Genomic DNA, 17,279 nt, shown 5'->3' with positions numbered 1-17,279 from the left:
CGCAAGCAAAAACCCGGCGCATGTTACGCCGGGTTCCCTGTTCTTACCCCCGCGGCTCATAGGTGAGCTGCAACAGCGGGAAGCCCGAATGCGGGTCCGTCACCTGCTTTTCTCCCTGAAAGCCATAGGCTGCATAGAACCGGCGCCCGATGGCATTGTCCACGAAAACCTCGACCGCCAGCGATCCCTTTTCTGCCACGGCCTTGTCAACAAGGGCTCTGCCGATCCCCTCCCCGTGATGGGCAGGGTCAACAAACAGTCCGCCGATATAATCATCGATCAGCCCGATGAAGCCCAGAATCTTGCTGTTGCGTTCATAAACCCAGGTCTCGGCCTGCTGGAGATAGATCTCCCGCGTCAGCCGTTCGGCTTCGTCCATAAATTCAGCAGGAAGAAAGGCATGCGCCAGCTCGCTGGCCGAACGCCAGATCGCAATCACGGCGTCGGTGTCTTCAGATGTAAATGTCCGGATCATGATGGTATGTCCCGTTATGGCCGGAGTGGCAACCGCCCTCCAGCTTCAATGCTTCGCAAAAAGAAGGCACAAACCACCGCTGCAAGCGCACCGCGCCGCAGATCTTACGTTGTTCGTGCGATCGGAAGCCCTGCGGCTTCCCTCTTCAGCGGGACATAAAAACTCCTGTTTCCATCACTGCTTTCTGGATACGCCGGACCATCGCCACAGTCAACCAAATGAAAAAGCCCGGCGCTCTTTCGAACGCCGGGCGTTGTTTCAATGTCACGGTGAGCCGGGCTCAGCCAAAAGATCCTAGAAATGGACGGACCGCGAGGTGCCCGGAATCTCCTGTGGTGGTGAGAACTTGGTCAGGTTGATCCCCTTCACAGCCGTCTTGTATTCATCAAGCGTCGGCGTGCGACCAAGAATGGCAGAGAGAACAACCACCGGCGTCGAGGCAAGCAGGGATTCGCCCTTCTTCTCGGTGCTGTCTTCCACCACGCGCCCCTGGAACAGGCGCGTCGAGGTTGCCAGAACGGTATCGCCCTTCTCGGCCTTTTCCTGGTTGCCCATGCAGAGGTTACAGCCCGGACGTTCCAGATAGAGAATATTCTCATACTCGGTACGGGCAGTGTTCTTTGGCGCTGCGTCGTTGAACTCGAAGCCGGAATATTTCTCCAGAACGTCCCAGTCGCCTTCCTCTTTCAGCTCATCGATGATGTTGTAGGTCGGTGCCGCCACGACGAGCGGAGCCTTGAACTCGACCTTGCCCTTTTCATCTTCCAGATTGCGCAGCATCTGGGCAACGATCTTCATGTCACCCTTGTGCACCATGCAGGAACCGACGAAGCCCAGATCGACCTTCTTTTCCGCATGATAATAGGAGATCGGACGGATCGTGTCGTGGGTATAGCGCTTGGAGACGTCGGCGTTGTTGACATCCGGGTCGGCAATCATCGGCTCGACGATTTCGTCGAGATCGACAACCACTTCGGCAAAGTATTTTGCATTGTCGTCAGGACGCAGGGCAGGCTTCTCGCCGGATCGGATTTCGGCGATGCGCTTGTCTGCCTTGTCGATCAGGCCCTGAAGCACCTTCTTCTCGTTGTCCATGCCCTTGTCGATCATCACCTGAATACGGCTCTTGGCCTGTTCCAGCGATCCGATCAGGGTTTCGTCGTTGGAAATGCAGATGGAGGCCTTGGCCTTCATCTCGGCAGTCCAGTCGGTGAAGGTGAAGGCCTGGTCGGCCAATAGGGTGCCGATATGCACTTCGATGATGCGGCCCTGGAAGACGTTGTCGCCATGCTGCTTGAGCATCTGGGCCTGAGTGGCATGCACCACATCGCGGAAGTCCATGTAATCGGCCATTGTGCCCTTGAAGGTGACCTTGACGGATTCAGGGATCGGCATGGTAGCTTCACCGGTGGCCAGAGCCAGCGCCACGGTACCGGAGTCGGCACCAAAGGCAACACCCTTGGACATGCGGGTGTGGCTGTCGCCGCCGATGATGATATCCCAGTCATCCACGGTGAGGTCGTTCAGCATCTTGTGAATGACGTCCGTCAGCGGCGGATAGACATTCTTCGGATCGCGACCGGTGATCAGACCAAAGCCGTTCATGAATTTCATCAGCTTCGGAATGTTGGCCTGTGCCTTGAGATCCCAGACCGATGCGGTGTGACAGCCGGACTGATAGGCCCCGTCCAGCGTCGGCGAGATCACCGTTGCGGCCATGGCTTCCAGTTCCTGCGCGGTCATCAGACCGGTGGTATCCTGCGAGCCGACGATATTGACCTTGACGCGCACGTCCGAACCGGCGAGCAGCGGCAGCTTCGAACTCACGCCCACGGCGTTCTTGTTGAAGATCTTTTCAACGGCGGTCAGGCCCTGACCCTCTTTGGTGATTTCCTTGGAAGGCGCAAAGACAACCGGCGGCTCGACGCCGAGGATGTCGGCAGCAACCGTCTGCAGCTTCTTGCCGAAGACCACGGCATAGGAGCCGCCAGCCTTCATGAATTCGACCTTCTGCGGCGTGAAGGCAGAGGCCACATTGGCCAGCTCTTCCTTGCCATCGTCACTGTAGAGCTTCTTGTTCTTGGTGTTGATCTTCAGAACGGTGCCGGTTTCAACGGAATATTTCTGTTCGAGAACAGGGTTACCGTCGTTGTTGAGGATCGGCTTGCCATCCTCATCCGTCTTCTTGACCCAGTTCTTGAGGTCGATGCCAATCCCGCCGGTCACATCGACCGTGGTGCGGAAGATCGGCGAAATGCCGTTGGTACCGGCAACAACCGGAGCGATGTTGACGAAAGGAACATAGGGGCTGGCCTGCTTGCCGGTCCACAGCGCCACGTTGTTGACACCGGACATGCGCGAGGACCCCACGCCCATGGTGCCCTTTTCAGCAATCAGCATCACGCGCTTGCCCGGATGCTGCAATTTCAGCGCCTGAATTTCCTTCTGTGCCTTTTCCGAGATCATGCATTTGCCATGCAGTTCACGGTCGGCACGGGAGTGGGCCTGATTGCCCGGAGACAACAGGTCAGTGGAGATGTCGCCTTCAGCGGCGATATAGGTCACCACTTCGACCTCTTCCTCGATGTCGGGCAGCTTGGTGAAGAATTCGGCGTTGGCATAGCTCTGCAGGACATCCTTGGCCACCGCATTGCCTGCCTTGTAGGCTTCCTCAAGGCGGCTGGTGTCGGCATCATAAAGGAAGACCTGCGTTTTCAGCACGTCTGCGGCCTGCGTTGCAATGGACGCATCATCGCCCAGCGCCAGATCGAGCAGCACCTCAACCGACGGACCGCCTTTCATGTGCGACAGCAGCTCAAAGGCAAAAGCTTCGGAAATTTCGGGAACCGAGGCTTCCCCCAGGATGATCTCCTTGAGAAACTTGGCCTTGGCACCGGCAGCGCTTGTCGTGCCCGGAAGGGTGTTGTAAATGAAGTGATGGAGGGAATCGGCGCGATACGCGTTGGCGGGATCCTTGATCTGCTCAATAATCTCATTCAACAACGCGGCATCGTCGATAGGCTTGGGGTGCAAACCTTGAATCTTGCGAGTCTCGATTTCGTCCAGATAATTTGTATATAAGGTCATGATGGTCCCAGCTTATTTGATTACTCTCCACCCCTCCCGCCTCACTAGATCTGGTGAGAAAAGAAAGGCATTTCAACTGCCGTCGTTAAAGAAATGAGATCGACTTGCAATGGTTTCGACAGCCAGAACATTGCCCCGTCGCCGATCATCACCTGCTCGTGCCGAACGCAGTCACCCGGCCAAGGTCAGGGCGTCAGGTTGCGCACGCATTGAGAAAAAAACGCTTACGGAGACTTTACAAGAGGGCCAAAAGCACAACCTGTGGGCTGTAGAATTCAGCAACCTCCGTGTAAAACCGTAGGCATGGAATACGCTCCTTTTATGATCTTTTCCCCTTGATTGCTAGATAACCGATGGTCTTGACTGCGCTTTTTTGTATCATGGCTATACTGCCCCCAAACGGGTCAGCCCCAAGCAGGAAAATCCAGATAAAAGAATGAAATTCGAGGCAAGATTTGGTCCCGATTTCGGATCCAGCGGTGAGTAACCAACCAGTGACCCTTCAAGACAATCAACTGCATTTAAGCGTTCAGAACCTGGGATGCATCCGCGGCGGCCGTCCTGTCATCGAGAATATTTCCTTCGAGCTGCAAGGCGGAAAGGCGCTTGTGGTAACCGGCCCGAACGGCATCGGCAAATCGTCGCTGTTGCGCACACTGGCCGGGCTCGTCAAGGCCCATGCCGGTTCCATGATGCTGGAAGGCGGCGAAGACGATCTCACCGTTGGCCAGCAGGCCCACTACTTCGGTCATACCGACGCCATCAAGCCCGCCATGACATGCCGGGAGATCCTCAAATTCTGGCAGGTCTATTATGGCCACCCCGCCCGCAGCCCCTTTCAGGCGATGATCGAGGTGGGCATCGAGGATCTCATCGATCTGCCCGCCGCCTATCTCTCCGCCGGTCAGCGCCGCCGCCTGTCACTGGCGCGCCTTCTGGTCAGCACCCGGCCGCTCTGGCTGCTGGATGAACCCACCTCGGCGCTCGACAAGACATCCGAACATCAGCTGGAAGTGCTGATGGCCGAGCATCTGTCCGAAGGCGGGCTCATCATTGCCGCAACCCACGCACCGCTGGGGCTCGTTGACCCTCTGCGCCTGCATCTTGACCGAAACCACACCGCCGCACCGGAGCCTGAAGACGCTCCGGATGATGAGACCGGACACTAGGAGAGCAGAACATGTCAGCAATGGGTGCCCTCTTCGTTCGGGATCTGAAACTGTCCGTCCGCATCGGCGGCGGCGCGCTGATGGGCGTGCTGTTCTTCCTCATCGTCGTCACCATCTTTCCCTTTGCGGTGGGGCCAGACCTCAATCTGCTCTCACGCATCGGCCCGGCCATCCTCTGGATCGGCGCCCTGCTGGCAACGCTGTTGAGCCTTGACCGCCTGTTCCAGGCCGATCAGGAAGACGGCACACTTGACCTGCTGCTGCTTGGCGAGCATCCGCTGGAACTGGTAGTGCTGGTCAAATGCGCGGCCCAATGGATCTCCACCGGCCTGCCGCTGGTCATTGCCACGCCGCTGTTGTCGCTGTTCCTCAATATCGAACCGGTCGGCATCGCCGCCGTGACGGCAACCCTGATGGTTGGCACACCGGCCCTGACGCTGATCGGCGCGGTCGGCGCGGCCCTCACGGTCATCCTGCGCCGGGGCGGGCTGCTGCTGTCCATCCTTATCCTGCCGCTGACAATCCCCGTGCTGATCTTCGGCGTCAGCGCCGCGCTCGGTGCGGTCACGGACCCGGCACCGTTCGACACGCCGTTCTATATCCTGTGCGGACTTTCGCTGCTCTATCTGGTCATAGGCCCGGTGGCAGCGGCAGCGGCGCTCAGAAGTGCGCAGGAATAGCAGCCCGGAAAGAAGAACAAGACAGGCAGGCCGAAGACATGATGGCAGACAACGGGTGGCAGAAAGTCGGTTCGCAAAACCGGCTTTGTTACGAAATCGTAATTCGCACCTCTTCCATCTCGTGATATTTGTCTAGGAACCCCGACGACACCCGGCTTCCAGACCGAAACCATTTGGGTGGAAAAGCTTTTGCGGCAAGTGACCAGACCGCGGGAAACAGGATGACAGAGACCGAAACCAAATCGTTCCAGATAAGAGACCTTGCCAACCCGACGCGCTTTCTTGCGCTGCTCGACAAGATCATGCTGCCGCTTCTGATCCTGACGATCATCGCGCTTGGTGTCGGGCTCTACATGGCGCTTTTTGTCTCGCCTGATGACTATCAGCAGGGCTCAACCGTCAAGATCATGTATATCCACGTGCCTGCTGCCTGGCTGGCGATGTTTGCCTATACCATGATGACGGTCTCTGCCCTTGGCACTCTGGTCTGGAAACATCCTCTGGCGGATGTCTCGGCCAAGGCCGCAGCGCCCCTTGGTGCCGCCTTCTCCTTCGTCTGCCTGACAACCGGCAGCTTCTGGGGCAAACCGATGTGGGGCACATGGTGGGTCTGGGATGCCCGCCTCACCTCGATGCTCATCCTGCTGATCATCTATCTTGGCCTCATCGCGCTCTGGCATGCCATCGAGGATCCGCTCAAGGCAGGCAAGGCCGTCGCCATCCTGACCCTTGTCGGCTTCATCATCATCCCCATCATCAAATTCTCGGTCGACTGGTGGAGCACCCTGCATCAGCCTGCTACCGTCTTCACACTCGATGGACCGAAGATGGACAACTCGATGCTGATCCCGCTTCTGGTCATGGCCGGTGCCTTCACGCTGCTGTTTACCGTGCTTCATTTCAAGGCCATGAAAAACGAGATCCTGCGCCGCCGTATTCGCTCCATGCAGATGCAGGCCGCCCGTCAGGTCGCATCAGGCAACCGGGCGGCCGCCTCGTCCGTCGCGCAGCGCTGACAGCGCCCTCAGGCAAAGGAGAGAACCATCATGTTTGGAAATTATGCCGGTTTCATTCTCGCCTCATACGGCGTGACCGCAGCCACCATCCTGTTGCTGGTCCTGTGGGTCATTCTTGACGGCCAGAAGCAGGCCAAAATTCTGGCCCAATTGCATGAGAGAGGTATCCACCGCCGCTCCGAGCGCGCAAAGGCAGCCGCCAACTCCTAACCTGAAGTCATCAGCCGCGAGCAAGACGAACATCATGAGCGAAGAAAACCAGACGCCAGAAGACCAGTCCAAAGGCCCGAACAAGGCGACCACTTCCGATGAAGAGGCAGCGCCCCGCAAGCGGCGCTTCAACATATTCATCCTCATGCCACTGGTGATCTTCGTTGGCATGGCCGGTCTGTTCAGCTACCAGATGAAATTTGGCCGCAACCCCAATGAAGTGCCGAGCGTTCTGATCAACAAACCGGCGCCCGAATTCGATCTTCCGGCGCTGGACGCCAGCTTCGGCATTCGCCGCCCCGATGGCGGCATCATCCCCGGCTTCAAGACGGAGGACTTCCACCAGAAGGTCGCCGTGGTCAATGTCTGGGCGTCATGGTGCCCCACCTGCCGCGATGAACACCCGCTGCTGATCGATCTGACCAATGATAACCGATTCGACCTCATCGGCCTTGCCTACAAGGACGAACCGGCCAACTCGGCACGCTTCCTCAAGAACCACGGCAATCCGTTCGACAAGATCGGGATGGACATTTCAGGCCGCGTCGGCATCGACTGGGGCGTTTACGGCGCACCGGAAACCTTCATCGTCGATACCAAGGGCATCATCCGCTACAAGCATATCGGAGCCCTGACCAAGAGCTCGCTGGCCGAAAACTTCGTGCCCAAACTGGAAGAGATTCTCGCCGAGGCAAACTGAGCCATCAGGCAAGGGACTGGTCGACGTCAAGCAAGGCCTGAAGACGCTCGGTGAGGCGGGAGCAACTGACCTCGAAATCGGCCTCGTCGGTGCGAAAGACCAGCGAGCTGAAGGCGCGCTGGCCATAGCCCTGTCCGATCATCTCGGCACTTCGAGCCAATTCCGCCTGTGACAGCGGACGTTCGCGTCCGGCGATATGATCCGGGCGTGCAATCAGGCCGATGCAATGGCAGGAATGGCCTGAACGTGCAAATGTTTCCCTGAAGAAGACCCAGTTTGTCCGCCGCACCGGGTAGGCGACAATCACACCGGCAAACCGTTCGAGCAACGCCGAACTCGCTGACGCGATGCTCTGGTTGGTTCTGAGGTTGGAAGCAAGCCAACGCTCCGTCTTGCAATGATCATCGCCGTCGATGAAGGCAAACCCGAGCCGCTCGGCCACGGCTTTGCCAAGCGTGCTTTTGCCGACACCAATCGGCCCATCGAACAACAGAACGTGCCGAGCCATTGCAGTAAGGTCCCCTTGTTGCAACAGCAGGCCTCTGCTTGCGGCCTCTATTCCTCGCTCGCCTTCCCCGGCGCATAGCGGCTGAGCAGCGGCATCTGGAAGGCGCCGAAGACCATTGTCAGCGGCATCACGCCGAACACCTTGAAATCCACCCAGATGTCGGTGGAGAAATTGCGCCAGACCACCTCGTTGAGAAAAGCCAGCACGAAGAAGAAGATTCCCCAGCGGATCGTCAGAATCCGCCAGCCTTCGGCATTGAGCTCGAAGACGGAATCAAACACATAGCCCAGCAGGCTCTTGCCAAACAGCAACCCGCCCAGCAACACCGAGCCGAACAGCACATTGACGATGGTCGGTTTCATCTTGATGAAGGTGTCATCCTGCAGATAGAGCGTCAAACCGCCGAAGATGAACACCACGACACCGGTGACCATCGGCATGACAGGCAGCTTGCCCAGCTTGACGCGGGAAATCACAAGCGACACCACGGTGGCGACCATGAAACAGGCCGTGGCAATGAAAATCGGCTTCATGCCGTTGAGCGCCGGAATCCAGCTGGCCAGCATCTCGCCCTTGGCATTGGCAAAGAAGAAGATCCCCAGCGGTCCAAGTTCCAGCACCAGCTTCAGGATCTGCGCCTTGTCCAGTTGTGGCTCGGTCGCGTTCTGACCGGGCGTTTCGGAATTGCTCATGATTTGCCAACTTGCCTTTTCAATTGCGCCCCTATGGGCAACGCTCATGTCTGGCGGATCTCAAAGACCCGCAATCGCCCGTGCAAAGTCCCGCGACGCAAACGGTTCAAGGTCATCGACGCCCTCGCCAATGCCTATGAAATGCACCGGCACCTTGTGCTTGGCCGAAATGGCCACGAGAATGCCACCCCGCGCCGTCCCATCAAGCTTGGTCATCACGAGACCGGTGACGCCCGCCATCTTGGAGAAGACCTCGACCTGATTGAGGGCATTCTGACCTGTGGTGGCATCCAGCACCAGCAGCACCGAATGCGGAGCCACCGGATCATGCTTCTTGATCACGCGCACGATCTTTTCAAGCTCGGCCATCAGCTCGGTCCGGTTCTGCAAACGACCGGCGGTGTCGATCAGAAGCACATCCATGCCCTTCTGCTTGGCCTCCGCCATGGCGTCATAGGCGAGCCCTGCTGCATCGGATCCCACCTCGCGCGCAATCACAGGCGCACCGGTGCGTTCGCCCCAGACCTTGAGCTGATCGATGGCCGCAGCGCGGAAAGTATCGCCAGCCGCCATCATCACCTTCTTGCCCTCTGCCCGGAATTTCTGGGCCAGCTTTCCGATGGTGGTGGTCTTGCCAGCGCCATTGACCCCGATCATCAGGATCACATGCGGACCACTGGCCGGTCTGGTGATCTCCAGCGGCTTGGCCACGGGCTCAAGCACCTTGTCGACTTCCTCGGCAAGAATCTCCTGCACTTCGCGATCGGTCACTTCCTTGTTGTAGCGTCCCTCGGAAAGACGATCCGTGATCGTCATCGCGGTCTCGACGCCAAGGTCGGCCTGAATGAGAATGTCTTCCAGATCCTGCAGGGTGTCATCATCAAGCTTGCGCTTGGTAAAGATCGAACTGATGCCCTCGCCCAACGCACCGGACGAACGGGAAAGCCCCTGCTTGAGGCGCTCGAACCAGGACAGCTTTCTGGCTGGCTGTTCGGCACCCGCAGCGGCTTCAACAGGCGTTGGCGCGACAACTCCCTCACTCACCTCTGCGTCAAGCTCGATGGCCGCGTCCCTTGCCTCAGCGTGTCCCGCTGCGACGGCTTCCGAAGCCCCCGGCTCATCGGAAACTGCGACAACCGCCTCTGTCTCGCCCTCGCCGTCAAGAACAACAGCCTCTTCAGCTTCAAGCGCGGCCAGATCCTTCTCGGATACCTGAGACGCCAGACCTTCGGCCTGTCGGCCTTCGGCTTCCACCTCATCCTGAACCTCAGGTTCGACGGCCCCGGCGGGAAGATCACCGCCCATCACGGCAACCTCGGCCTCGTTCTCTTCCTCGGCACCCAGATCATGGCCATCGCTCCCTTGCAGCGCATCAGGGACCAGATTGTCCAGATCGGCAGGATCGACAGCGCCTTCGCCCTCGGCCTCAAGAACGCCCTCTTTGACTTGCTCTTCGGGCGCACTCTCGTCGGACGAGCCGAACAAACGCGAGAAAAATCCTTTTTTGGCCACGATCCTACTCCCTGATCGATAAAGCGCCGGAAGGCGCAAGGCGGCATACGTCTGTGACGGGCAGCTACAGCCCGACAGCCATCAAATGGCGATGGCTGGCATCAACAATGCGTGCAGCCACAATATCACCTGCTTCACCTTCTGCAATCTCCGTCAGCGTGAATTGCTCGGTCCGAGCCAATCCCTTGCCTTCGATCAACAGTTTGGCTTCCTTGCCAATCTGGCTTCTGAGATGGGTCTGGAAGGCTTCCTCGCCCAGAGCCCGCAACCGTGCAGCCCGCTCGCGAATGACCGGTCCTCGCACCTTCGGCATGCGCGATGCCGGTGTACCCGGACGGGCCGAGTATGGGAAGACATGCAGATGGGTCAGCCCGCATTCCCCGACAATATCGAGGCTGCGCTGGAACATTTCTTCGGTCTCGGTCGGGAAACCGACGATGACATCGGCACCGAATACCATATCCGGACGCAAGGCCCGCACCTCATTGCAGAAGGCGATGGTGTGTTCGCGATTGTGCCGCCGCTTCATGCGCTTGAGGATCATGTTGTCGCCCGACTGCAAGGACAGATGCATGTGCGGCATCAGCCTTTCCTCGTTGGCGATACAGTCCATCAGATCCTTGTCCGCTTCCACCGAGTCGATGGACGAGATACGGAGACGATCCAGTTCGGGCACATGCTTGAGAATGCTCTTGACCAGCTTGCCCAACTTGGGTTCGCCCGGCAGATCCGTGCCATAGGAGGTGATGTCGACCCCGGTCAGCACCACTTCGCGATAGCCGTTTTCCACCAGCTTGCGCACCTGATCAACCACCGGCCCCATGGCCACCGAGCGGGAATTGCCACGCCCGAAGGGGATGATGCAGAAGGTGCAGCGGTGATCGCAGCCATTCTGGATCTGGACAAACGCCCGGGTGCGGCCTTCAAGGCCCTCAATCAGATGCAGTGCAGTCTCGCGCACGCTCATGATGTCGTTGACCTGAATCTTTTCTTCCGCCGGCACGCCGAAATTCGGCATGGCCTTGTAGCTTTCGGACTTCAACTTGTCCTCGTTGCCGATGACAAGATCCACCTCTTCCATGCTGGCAAAGCGCCCGGCTTCAGTCTGGGCCGCGCAACCGGTCACGATGATCCGGGCATCGGGATTCTCCCGCTTGGCCTTGCGGATCTGTTGACGGGCCTGCCGTACGGCTTCGCTGGTCACGGCACAGGTATTGACCAGAATGGTATTGTCGAGGCCCGCCTCGGCGGCCTGCTGTTTCATCACTTCGGATTCATAGGTATTGAGGCGACATCCGAAGGTGAGCACCTTGATCGTCATATAAGATTACTCCACGCTGCCAGCGGGCAGCTTGCGCCAGGAGAGATCTGCAAGATCAATCTCACCGGCATATTCCAGTTCGGTCGCACCAGACATCATGATGTGGTCATCCGCCTGCCGCCATTCGATCGTCAGATCACCACCGGGCAGATGGACCAGAACCTTGCGGTCGGTCATGTTGTTGCGAATGGCAGCCACCGTAGCCGCACAGGCGGCCGTGCCACAGGCCTGCGTCAGGCCCACACCGCGTTCCCAGACCTTGAGGGTCATTTCAGCACGGTTGTTGACCTGAGCCAGCGAAATATTGGCGCGCTCGGGAAAGATCATGTGATTTTCCAGAAGCGGCCCGTTCACTTCCAGACCATAGCTCTCGACATCATTCTTCACCCAGAAGATGGCGTGCGGGTTGCCCACATTGACCACCGAAGGCGAATGCAGGATCGGCGCATCGATTGGCCCGATCTGCAATTCGATGGCACGCGTGTCCTCGAACGGCTCGGACAGGGGGATGTCCTTCCAGCCAAATTTCGGCACGCCCATGTCGACGGTCACCATGGTCTCGTCATCGCAGCGATAGCCGATCAGCTTGCCGACCACGGTTTCGATCACGGCCTTGTCCAGACCGCTCTCTGCCATCATCAGCCGCCCGATACAGCGGGTCGCGTTGCCACAGGCTTCCACCTCGCCGCCATCGGCATTGTGAATGCGCATGAAGACATCGCCCCCTGACGGGGAATTCTCCAGCGTGATGAACTGATCACAGCCCGGTCCGGTCTGATGGTTGGAAAGCGCGCGCACGGCATCGGCCCCAAGCTGGGGCTTGGTCTTTCGGGCATCTATCACTATGAATTCGTTGCCAAGACCATTCATCTTCAAAAATTGCACGTGCGAGGCCATTGTCAGCCATTCCTGCCAGATATTGATGTTGGGAAAGAGTGCCGATCTGTCGTCAGGCGCTCTGATTTCTCGTTCTATATGGCGAAGTTCTGCGCAAATTACCACCCCCAAAACCGGGAGACACGCCTTCGCCGGACGAAGGATCGAGTTAGTACAACAAAAAAGCCGCGAAAGATACCCTCCTTCGCGGCTCCACTCATCAGGATCGCCGGTGTGGCTTACGCCCCAACGATCACTTGAGGCCAGCCATCATTACCTTGGACAGGCGCGCGGCAAAATCGGCCGGATTGGACGGATGCTCACCATCCAGAATGAGCGCCTGATCAAGCAGCAGACGGGCGCCATCTTCAACGCTGGCCTTGTCGCTGGCAGCCTTGAGCTGATCGGCCAGCATGCGGATGAGGCCATGATCGGGGTTGATTTCAAGGATCGGCTTCATGCCGATATCGGCCCCCTTCTGACTGCGCATCAGTTTCTCGAAGCGACGATCCGGGCCGTAATCCGGAGCCACGATACAGACCGGGCTGGTTGCCAGACGCGAAGAGATGCGCACGTCGGAGACCGCATCGCCAAGGGTTTCCTTGACGAAGGTCACCAGTTCGGCAACATCGCCCTTCTCCTTGGCTTTCTCTTCATCACTCTTGGCCTTGTCCTCTTCGGTTTCCGGCTTTTCGATGAGATCAAGATCAGCCGCCCCTTGCGAGATCGACTTGAAGCTCTTGCCATCAAAACCAAGCGCCGTCTGCACCCAGAAGGCGTCAACCGCATCGGACAGCAGCAGAACCTCGACATCACGGGCCTGATAACCTTCCAGCTGCGGGCTGGCCAGAATGGCCTCCTTGCTGTCACCCAGTGCATAATAGATGGCGGTCTGGTTTTCCTTGAGGTCGGCAACATATTGCGCCAGCGTGCGGTTTTCCCCCTTGGTGGAGTTGAAGCGCACGATCTTGAACAGTTGGTCACGCCGTTCCGGATCCTCGTAGAGGCCTTCCTTGATCACCGCACCAAAGGCTTCCCAGACGGAATTGAACTTGTCTTCTTCCTTGTCGGCCAGCTTCTCCAGCTCGCTGAGAACGCGATTGGTCACGCCCTTGGAAATGGCATTGAGGATCGGATTGTCCTGCAGCATTTCGCGGGAGATGTTGAGCGGAATATCCTCGCTGTCAACCACGCCACGCACAAAACGCAGATAGGCGGGCATGATTTCGGCATCGTCGGTGATGAACACCCGGCGGACATAGAGCTTGACGCGACCCTTGCGGTTCGGATCGAACAGGTCGAACGGCTTGTGCTCGGGCACAAAGGCCAGCACATTGTATTCAGTCCGCCCTTCGGCACGATAATGGATCGTCAGCGCCGGTTGGTCGAACTGACCGGCGGTATGCTGATAGAATTCGGTATACTGCTCTTCGGTGATGTCGGAGCGGGGCTTCAGCCACAGCGCGGAGCCATCGGTCAGCTCTTCCTCATCGATGGCATTGGCTTCCTCATTATAGGTCATCATGCGGATCGGCACCGGCACGTGAGAGGAATATTCGCGGACAACCCGACGGATGGTCACGCCATCGGCAAAGCTCTTCTCGTCTTCCTTCAGATGCAAAACGATCTTGGTGCCGCGCACCGGCGCATCCTCCTCGCTGGCCGGGGAAATCTCGTATGACCCCATGCCATCGGACGACCAGCGCCAGGCCTCGGCGTCACCGGCCCTGCGGGAGAAGACGTCGACGCGGTCTGCCACCATGAAGGCGGAATAGAAGCCGATACCGAACTGGCCGATCAGCGCAGAGCCATCCTCGCCATTGGCGCTGCTGGCCAGCTGGTCCAGAAAGGCGCGGGTGCCGGAGCGGGCGATCGTACCGAGGTTGTCGATCAGCTCTTCCCTGGTCATGCCGATGCCGTTGTCGACAACCTTCAGTGTCCCGGCCTTGCCATCGGCAGACAGGGTGATCTTGAAGGTTGGATCGTTGCGGGTAAGATCGGGGTTGGTCAGCGCCGTGTGGCGCAGTTTCTCGCAGGCGTCGGCCGCGTTGGAAATCAGCTCGCGCAGGAAGATTTCCTTGTTGGAGTAAACCGCATGCACCATCAGATGAAGAAGGCGCGAGACCTCGGCTTCAAAAGAGTGGGTTTCGGTTTCAACCGCTTCGGTTTGCGTTTGATCGGTCATGACGTGTGTCCTTCCTTTCAGCATCGCCAAAGCCGGCCACAGAGGGCCCGGATCCGGCAACCATGTCAATCTTCGCCCTGCTCCGTCGCCGGCCTCCCCGCCTCGCAAAGCACGAAGAGAGCAAAAAGACGCCGGTTCGCAGGAATTCCGGTTTTCAGCACAGGATCTAGCAATGCTGCCGGTGACTTTCAAGATGATCTGAAGGAAGCAGAGCCCAAAAAAAACGGGATGCACAAGAGGCATCCCGCAAAGGAGCTGTTGGGATGTTGACCGCTGTCGGGAATTCGAGGGACAAACCGTCTTGTCGAATGCTTGCCAGATCGGCGTGAAGGACCACAGACATGCAACAGTCCAACCAACCGACCATGGCAATCCGGTTCACGAGCACAAGTCAAAGGGGGCAGAGTCCCGCGCTCGGAGTGTGAACCGTACCACGATGCAACAGGTTAGATATTGGCCCTCGAGGCCGACTTTCCAAGGGCTGCAATAAGGCAATTTTGTGATTTTTCCAATGAAGCCCATTCGGCGCGAACCAGCCGACGGTCTCTGCGACGGCCCTTGGCACAAAACAATCTTGTGCCAGCACGCACGAACCTTGCGCGCAATCGCAACAAGCTGTCGCCCCTCACCACGGGCAAGGCGATTTATTCCTCCCCGCCAGCCCCCCGCTCTTGCCAAGACCGTGTTTTAAGGCAATCATATCTCTTGAGTTTTTGAAGATCGTTGCCAAATAGTCCACATGTCTTGGCACAAGACTGCGAACAAAAGGAGGGTCGCTTGCTCGATAGTTCGGATGAAAGTGTGACCTCGCTGGCAAGCCTGCGCCCAGCGACGGTTATTGGCCACACAGGCAGCCAGCCCAAACCACCCCAGCAGATCTGCTTCAACCGTCTGGAGTTGACGACGATCCTCAACGTCTACGGGCGCATGGTGGCTGCAGGGGAATGGCGTGATTATGCCATCGACACACTGAAGGACCGCGCGGTCTTTTCCATCTTCCGACGAACAAGCGAAATGCCGATCTATCGCATCGAGAAGAACCCGAAGCTTTCCCGAAAACAGGGCGCCTACAGCCTCATCTCCCAGCACGGCCAGATACTGAAGCGCGGCCAGGAGCTGGACCCGATCCTGCGGCTGCTCAACCAGAAACTTCTGAAGGTCGTGGAAAGCTAGCGACAAAGAACAGATCGCGCCGGCTCCACAGTGCCCATGCCGCCCAAAAGGCAAACAGCGTGAAGGGCATGAAGAGATAGGAGCCGGGCTTGAAATCCCCCGTCAGTCCGTCCCTGATCAGAATGAAGGTCATGGAGTAGACATAGAGCCCGTTGGCCATCTGGGCACAGAGCCAGCCAAGCGGCCTCATGCGTGCGAGTCCGATCGAGCCGACCAACAGCAGCGGCACCGACCATACGATGTCAGCCACCCCGATGCCAAAGGTCGTTGCCAGCGCAGGCGATGGTGAGGCCCCAGTCAGATCATTGCCGAAATGGACAAACACCAGACCCCAGAAAACCAGATGGACGACAGCGGCAACGAAATTGACGATTGCGATCAGTTTGATCATGGAAACCACCTCCCCCTCAAGTAGTGGCATGCAGGCGCTGGAAACACCACCAGACATGCCAATGACAGCCAACACCATCGCTCACTAGCGCGTCGGCAGAGGGGGCGTCAATGCGACCGATTCTGTCGGGAATGGCCCCAATTGAAACCACCTCGGCGGGGCACTATATTGATCATGCAAACAAAAAAGCCGCCCCGAATGGAGCGGCTTCTTTTGTTTCAGCCCGATGCTGTTCTGCGCTTAGTCGCGATTGCCAAGAAGCTGCAGCAGCATGATGAACAGGTTGATGAAGTCCAGATACAGGCGCAGCGCACCCATGATGGCTTTCTTGCCGGAGACTTCAGAGCTGTCGCCTTCGAAATACATTTCCTTGATCTGCTGGGTGTCATAGGCGGTAAGGCCGGCAAAGACCAGAACACCGATGACGGAAACAGCGAACGCCAGAGCGCTCGAAGCAAGGAAGATGTTGACGATCGAAGCAATCACGATGCCGATGAGGCCCATGAACAGGAAGCTGCCCATACCGGACAGGCTCTTCGGCGTGGTGTAGCCATAGAGGCTAAGACCGGCGAAGGACGCTGCGGTGATGAAGAACACCTGCGTGATCGAGGTCGAGGTATAGACCGCAAAGATCGATGACAGGGAAATACCCATCAGCGCGGCATAGACCCAGAACATGGTCTGGGCAGCACTGGCGCTCATGCGCTGGATACGGAAGCTCAGGAACATCACCATCGCCAGCGGGGCGAACATGATCACCCACTTGAGCGGGCTACCGAACAGGGTTGCGCCAAGCTGGGTGACATAAAGGCCACCGCGAACCTGGGCCACCGCCTGAGACGGGTCCTGAGTAAAGGCAACTGTAAAGATGCCATAGGCAAATACGCCAGTCACTGCCAGCGCAATGGCCATATAGTTATAGACCTTCAGCATATAACTGCGCAGGCCCTGATCGATGCGCGCCATTTCGGCGGCACGGGCACTCATATGTGCGCTTTGACGGAAGTCATTCACCATGGATTCTCCTCACAAAACTCAAAAGCTCGAACGGTTCGACTGACCAATCCGAATAGGTTTGTCACGTTGGTGGTCGCCGGAACCAGTTTCAAAACCGACGTTCGTCCCAATATATGGGGGGCATCCTTCAACAGCTCAAGTCCTTTTTGGGCAACAATCGGGATTCTGACGTCGAATTCACGCAAATGTCATCGCTCTCTGGACAGGTTCCTGAGTCTTTCCAGTCGTTTCTCGCCCAAAGGGCAAGAAACCAACGGTCAAGACGCA

16 protein-coding genes are annotated in these 17,279 nt (G+C 58.0%); 6 read left to right on the top strand and 10 right to left on the bottom strand.

Translation table 11 applies throughout. The annotated features are described in order from the left end of the window. Positions 1–43: 43 nt before the first annotated feature. A complete protein-coding gene (locus DSL70_RS01995) occupies positions 44–475 on the bottom strand; it encodes a GNAT family N-acetyltransferase (RefSeq protein ID WP_119306197.1) in 432 nt (143 codons plus the stop codon). Between the two features lie 294 nt (positions 476–769). Beyond that, positions 770–3,562, bottom strand: coding sequence for a bifunctional aconitate hydratase 2/2-methylisocitrate dehydratase (locus tag DSL70_RS01990; protein ID WP_119306196.1), 2,793 nt, complete (start codon positions 3,560–3,562; stop codon positions 770–772). A 515-nt stretch (positions 3,563–4,077) separates the two neighbouring features. Between DSL70_RS01990 and ccmA the strand changes: the two genes are divergently transcribed. The 5 genes from ccmA (at position 4,078) to DSL70_RS01965 (ending at position 7,337) form a co-directional block, all read left to right on the top strand. Next, positions 4,078–4,731 (top strand): heme ABC exporter ATP-binding protein CcmA, encoded by a 654-nt coding sequence (gene ccmA / locus DSL70_RS01985; protein WP_119306585.1) that lies wholly within the window; start codon positions 4,078–4,080, stop codon positions 4,729–4,731. A gap of 20 nt (positions 4,732–4,751) precedes the next feature. Beyond that, on the top strand, positions 4,752–5,411 hold the full coding sequence (gene ccmB, locus DSL70_RS01980) for a heme exporter protein CcmB (protein WP_119306195.1): 660 nt from the start codon (positions 4,752–4,754) through the stop codon (positions 5,409–5,411). 221 nt (positions 5,412–5,632) lie between these two features. Next, positions 5,633–6,427, top strand: coding sequence for a heme ABC transporter permease (locus DSL70_RS01975; RefSeq protein ID WP_119306194.1), 795 nt, complete (start codon positions 5,633–5,635; stop codon positions 6,425–6,427). Between the two features lie 30 nt (positions 6,428–6,457). Next, positions 6,458–6,637, top strand: coding sequence for a heme exporter protein CcmD (gene ccmD / locus DSL70_RS01970; protein WP_119306193.1), 180 nt, complete (start codon positions 6,458–6,460; stop codon positions 6,635–6,637). Positions 6,638–6,671: 34 nt separating this feature from the next. After that, positions 6,672–7,337, top strand: coding sequence for a DsbE family thiol:disulfide interchange protein (locus tag DSL70_RS01965; RefSeq protein ID WP_119306192.1), 666 nt, complete (start codon positions 6,672–6,674; stop codon positions 7,335–7,337). A 4-nt stretch (positions 7,338–7,341) separates the two neighbouring features. Here DSL70_RS01965 and DSL70_RS01960 read toward each other — a convergent pair whose 3' ends face one another. The 6 genes from DSL70_RS01960 to htpG all read right to left on the bottom strand — a co-directional run bounded on the left by DSL70_RS01960 (position 7,342) and on the right by htpG (position 14,431). Continuing rightward, the gene (locus tag DSL70_RS01960; RefSeq protein ID WP_119306191.1) at positions 7,342–7,845 is read right to left on the bottom strand and encodes a shikimate kinase; all 504 of its coding nucleotides are present in this window, start codon (positions 7,843–7,845) and stop codon (positions 7,342–7,344) included. A 47-nt stretch (positions 7,846–7,892) separates the two neighbouring features. Beyond that, a complete protein-coding gene (locus DSL70_RS01955; RefSeq protein WP_119306190.1) occupies positions 7,893–8,537 on the bottom strand; it encodes a septation protein A in 645 nt (214 codons plus the stop codon). Positions 8,538–8,597: 60 nt separating this feature from the next. After that, positions 8,598–10,049 (bottom strand): signal recognition particle-docking protein FtsY, encoded by a 1,452-nt coding sequence (gene ftsY, locus DSL70_RS01950; protein WP_205563126.1) that lies wholly within the window; start codon positions 10,047–10,049, stop codon positions 8,598–8,600. Positions 10,050–10,113: 64 nt separating this feature from the next. Then, the gene (gene mtaB / locus DSL70_RS01945; RefSeq protein ID WP_119306189.1) at positions 10,114–11,370 is read right to left on the bottom strand and encodes a tRNA (N(6)-L-threonylcarbamoyladenosine(37)-C(2))-methylthiotransferase MtaB; all 1,257 of its coding nucleotides are present in this window, start codon (positions 11,368–11,370) and stop codon (positions 10,114–10,116) included. Positions 11,371–11,376: 6 nt separating this feature from the next. Beyond that, a complete protein-coding gene (gene dapF / locus DSL70_RS01940) occupies positions 11,377–12,240 on the bottom strand; it encodes a diaminopimelate epimerase (protein WP_245418086.1) in 864 nt (287 codons plus the stop codon). 259 nt (positions 12,241–12,499) lie between these two features. Next, a complete protein-coding gene (gene htpG, locus DSL70_RS01935; protein ID WP_119306187.1) occupies positions 12,500–14,431 on the bottom strand; it encodes a molecular chaperone HtpG in 1,932 nt (643 codons plus the stop codon). Between the two features lie 810 nt (positions 14,432–15,241). Between htpG and DSL70_RS01930 the strand changes: the two genes are divergently transcribed. Further along, positions 15,242–15,604: a DUF2794 domain-containing protein gene (locus tag DSL70_RS01930; RefSeq protein WP_425359331.1), complete on the top strand. Its 363-nt coding sequence runs from the start codon at positions 15,242–15,244 to the stop codon at positions 15,602–15,604. Here the strand turns inward: DSL70_RS01930 and DSL70_RS01925 are convergent. Beyond that, the gene (locus DSL70_RS01925; protein ID WP_162916282.1) at positions 15,570–15,995 is read right to left on the bottom strand and encodes a hypothetical protein; all 426 of its coding nucleotides are present in this window, start codon (positions 15,993–15,995) and stop codon (positions 15,570–15,572) included. The two genes, DSL70_RS01930 and DSL70_RS01925, sit on opposite strands and share 35 nt — an antisense overlap. A gap of 240 nt (positions 15,996–16,235) precedes the next feature. After that, positions 16,236–17,012: a Bax inhibitor-1/YccA family protein gene (locus tag DSL70_RS01920; RefSeq protein ID WP_119306184.1), complete on the bottom strand. Its 777-nt coding sequence runs from the start codon at positions 17,010–17,012 to the stop codon at positions 16,236–16,238. Between the last annotated feature and the right edge of the window lie 267 nt (positions 17,013–17,279).

Source organism: Cohaesibacter haloalkalitolerans (genome assembly GCF_003574655.1).
In the GTDB taxonomy this organism is placed as follows: domain Bacteria; phylum Pseudomonadota; class Alphaproteobacteria; order Rhizobiales; family Cohaesibacteraceae; genus Cohaesibacter; species Cohaesibacter haloalkalitolerans.
Note: the sequence above shows the minus strand (reverse complement) of the source record. Positions and strands in the feature narration are given on the sequence as shown.

Excerpts from the sequence above, each read along its gene's own strand:
- DSL70_RS01995 (WP_119306197.1), bottom strand. The coding sequence starts at position 475 with ATGATCCGGACATTTACATCTGAAGACACCGACGCCGTGATTGCGATC.
- DSL70_RS01990 (WP_119306196.1), bottom strand. The coding sequence starts at position 3,562 with ATGACCTTATATACAAATTATCTGGACGAAATCGAGACTCGCAAGATT.
- ccmB (WP_119306195.1), top strand. The coding sequence starts at position 4,752 with ATGGGTGCCCTCTTCGTTCGGGATCTGAAACTGTCCGTCCGCATCGGC.
- DSL70_RS01975 (WP_119306194.1), top strand. The coding sequence starts at position 5,633 with ATGACAGAGACCGAAACCAAATCGTTCCAGATAAGAGACCTTGCCAAC.
- ccmD (WP_119306193.1), top strand. The coding sequence starts at position 6,458 with ATGTTTGGAAATTATGCCGGTTTCATTCTCGCCTCATACGGCGTGACC.
- DSL70_RS01965 (WP_119306192.1), top strand. The coding sequence starts at position 6,672 with ATGAGCGAAGAAAACCAGACGCCAGAAGACCAGTCCAAAGGCCCGAAC.
- DSL70_RS01960 (WP_119306191.1), bottom strand. The coding sequence starts at position 7,845 with ATGGCTCGGCACGTTCTGTTGTTCGATGGGCCGATTGGTGTCGGCAAA.
- DSL70_RS01955 (WP_119306190.1), bottom strand. The coding sequence starts at position 8,537 with ATGAGCAATTCCGAAACGCCCGGTCAGAACGCGACCGAGCCACAACTG.
- mtaB (WP_119306189.1), bottom strand. The coding sequence starts at position 11,370 with ATGACGATCAAGGTGCTCACCTTCGGATGTCGCCTCAATACCTATGAA.
- dapF (WP_245418086.1), bottom strand. The coding sequence starts at position 12,240 with ATGAATGGTCTTGGCAACGAATTCATAGTGATAGATGCCCGAAAGACC.
- htpG (WP_119306187.1), bottom strand. The coding sequence starts at position 14,431 with ATGACCGATCAAACGCAAACCGAAGCGGTTGAAACCGAAACCCACTCT.
- DSL70_RS01925 (WP_162916282.1), bottom strand. The coding sequence starts at position 15,995 with ATGATCAAACTGATCGCAATCGTCAATTTCGTTGCCGCTGTCGTCCAT.
- DSL70_RS01920 (WP_119306184.1), bottom strand. The coding sequence starts at position 17,012 with ATGGTGAATGACTTCCGTCAAAGCGCACATATGAGTGCCCGTGCCGCC.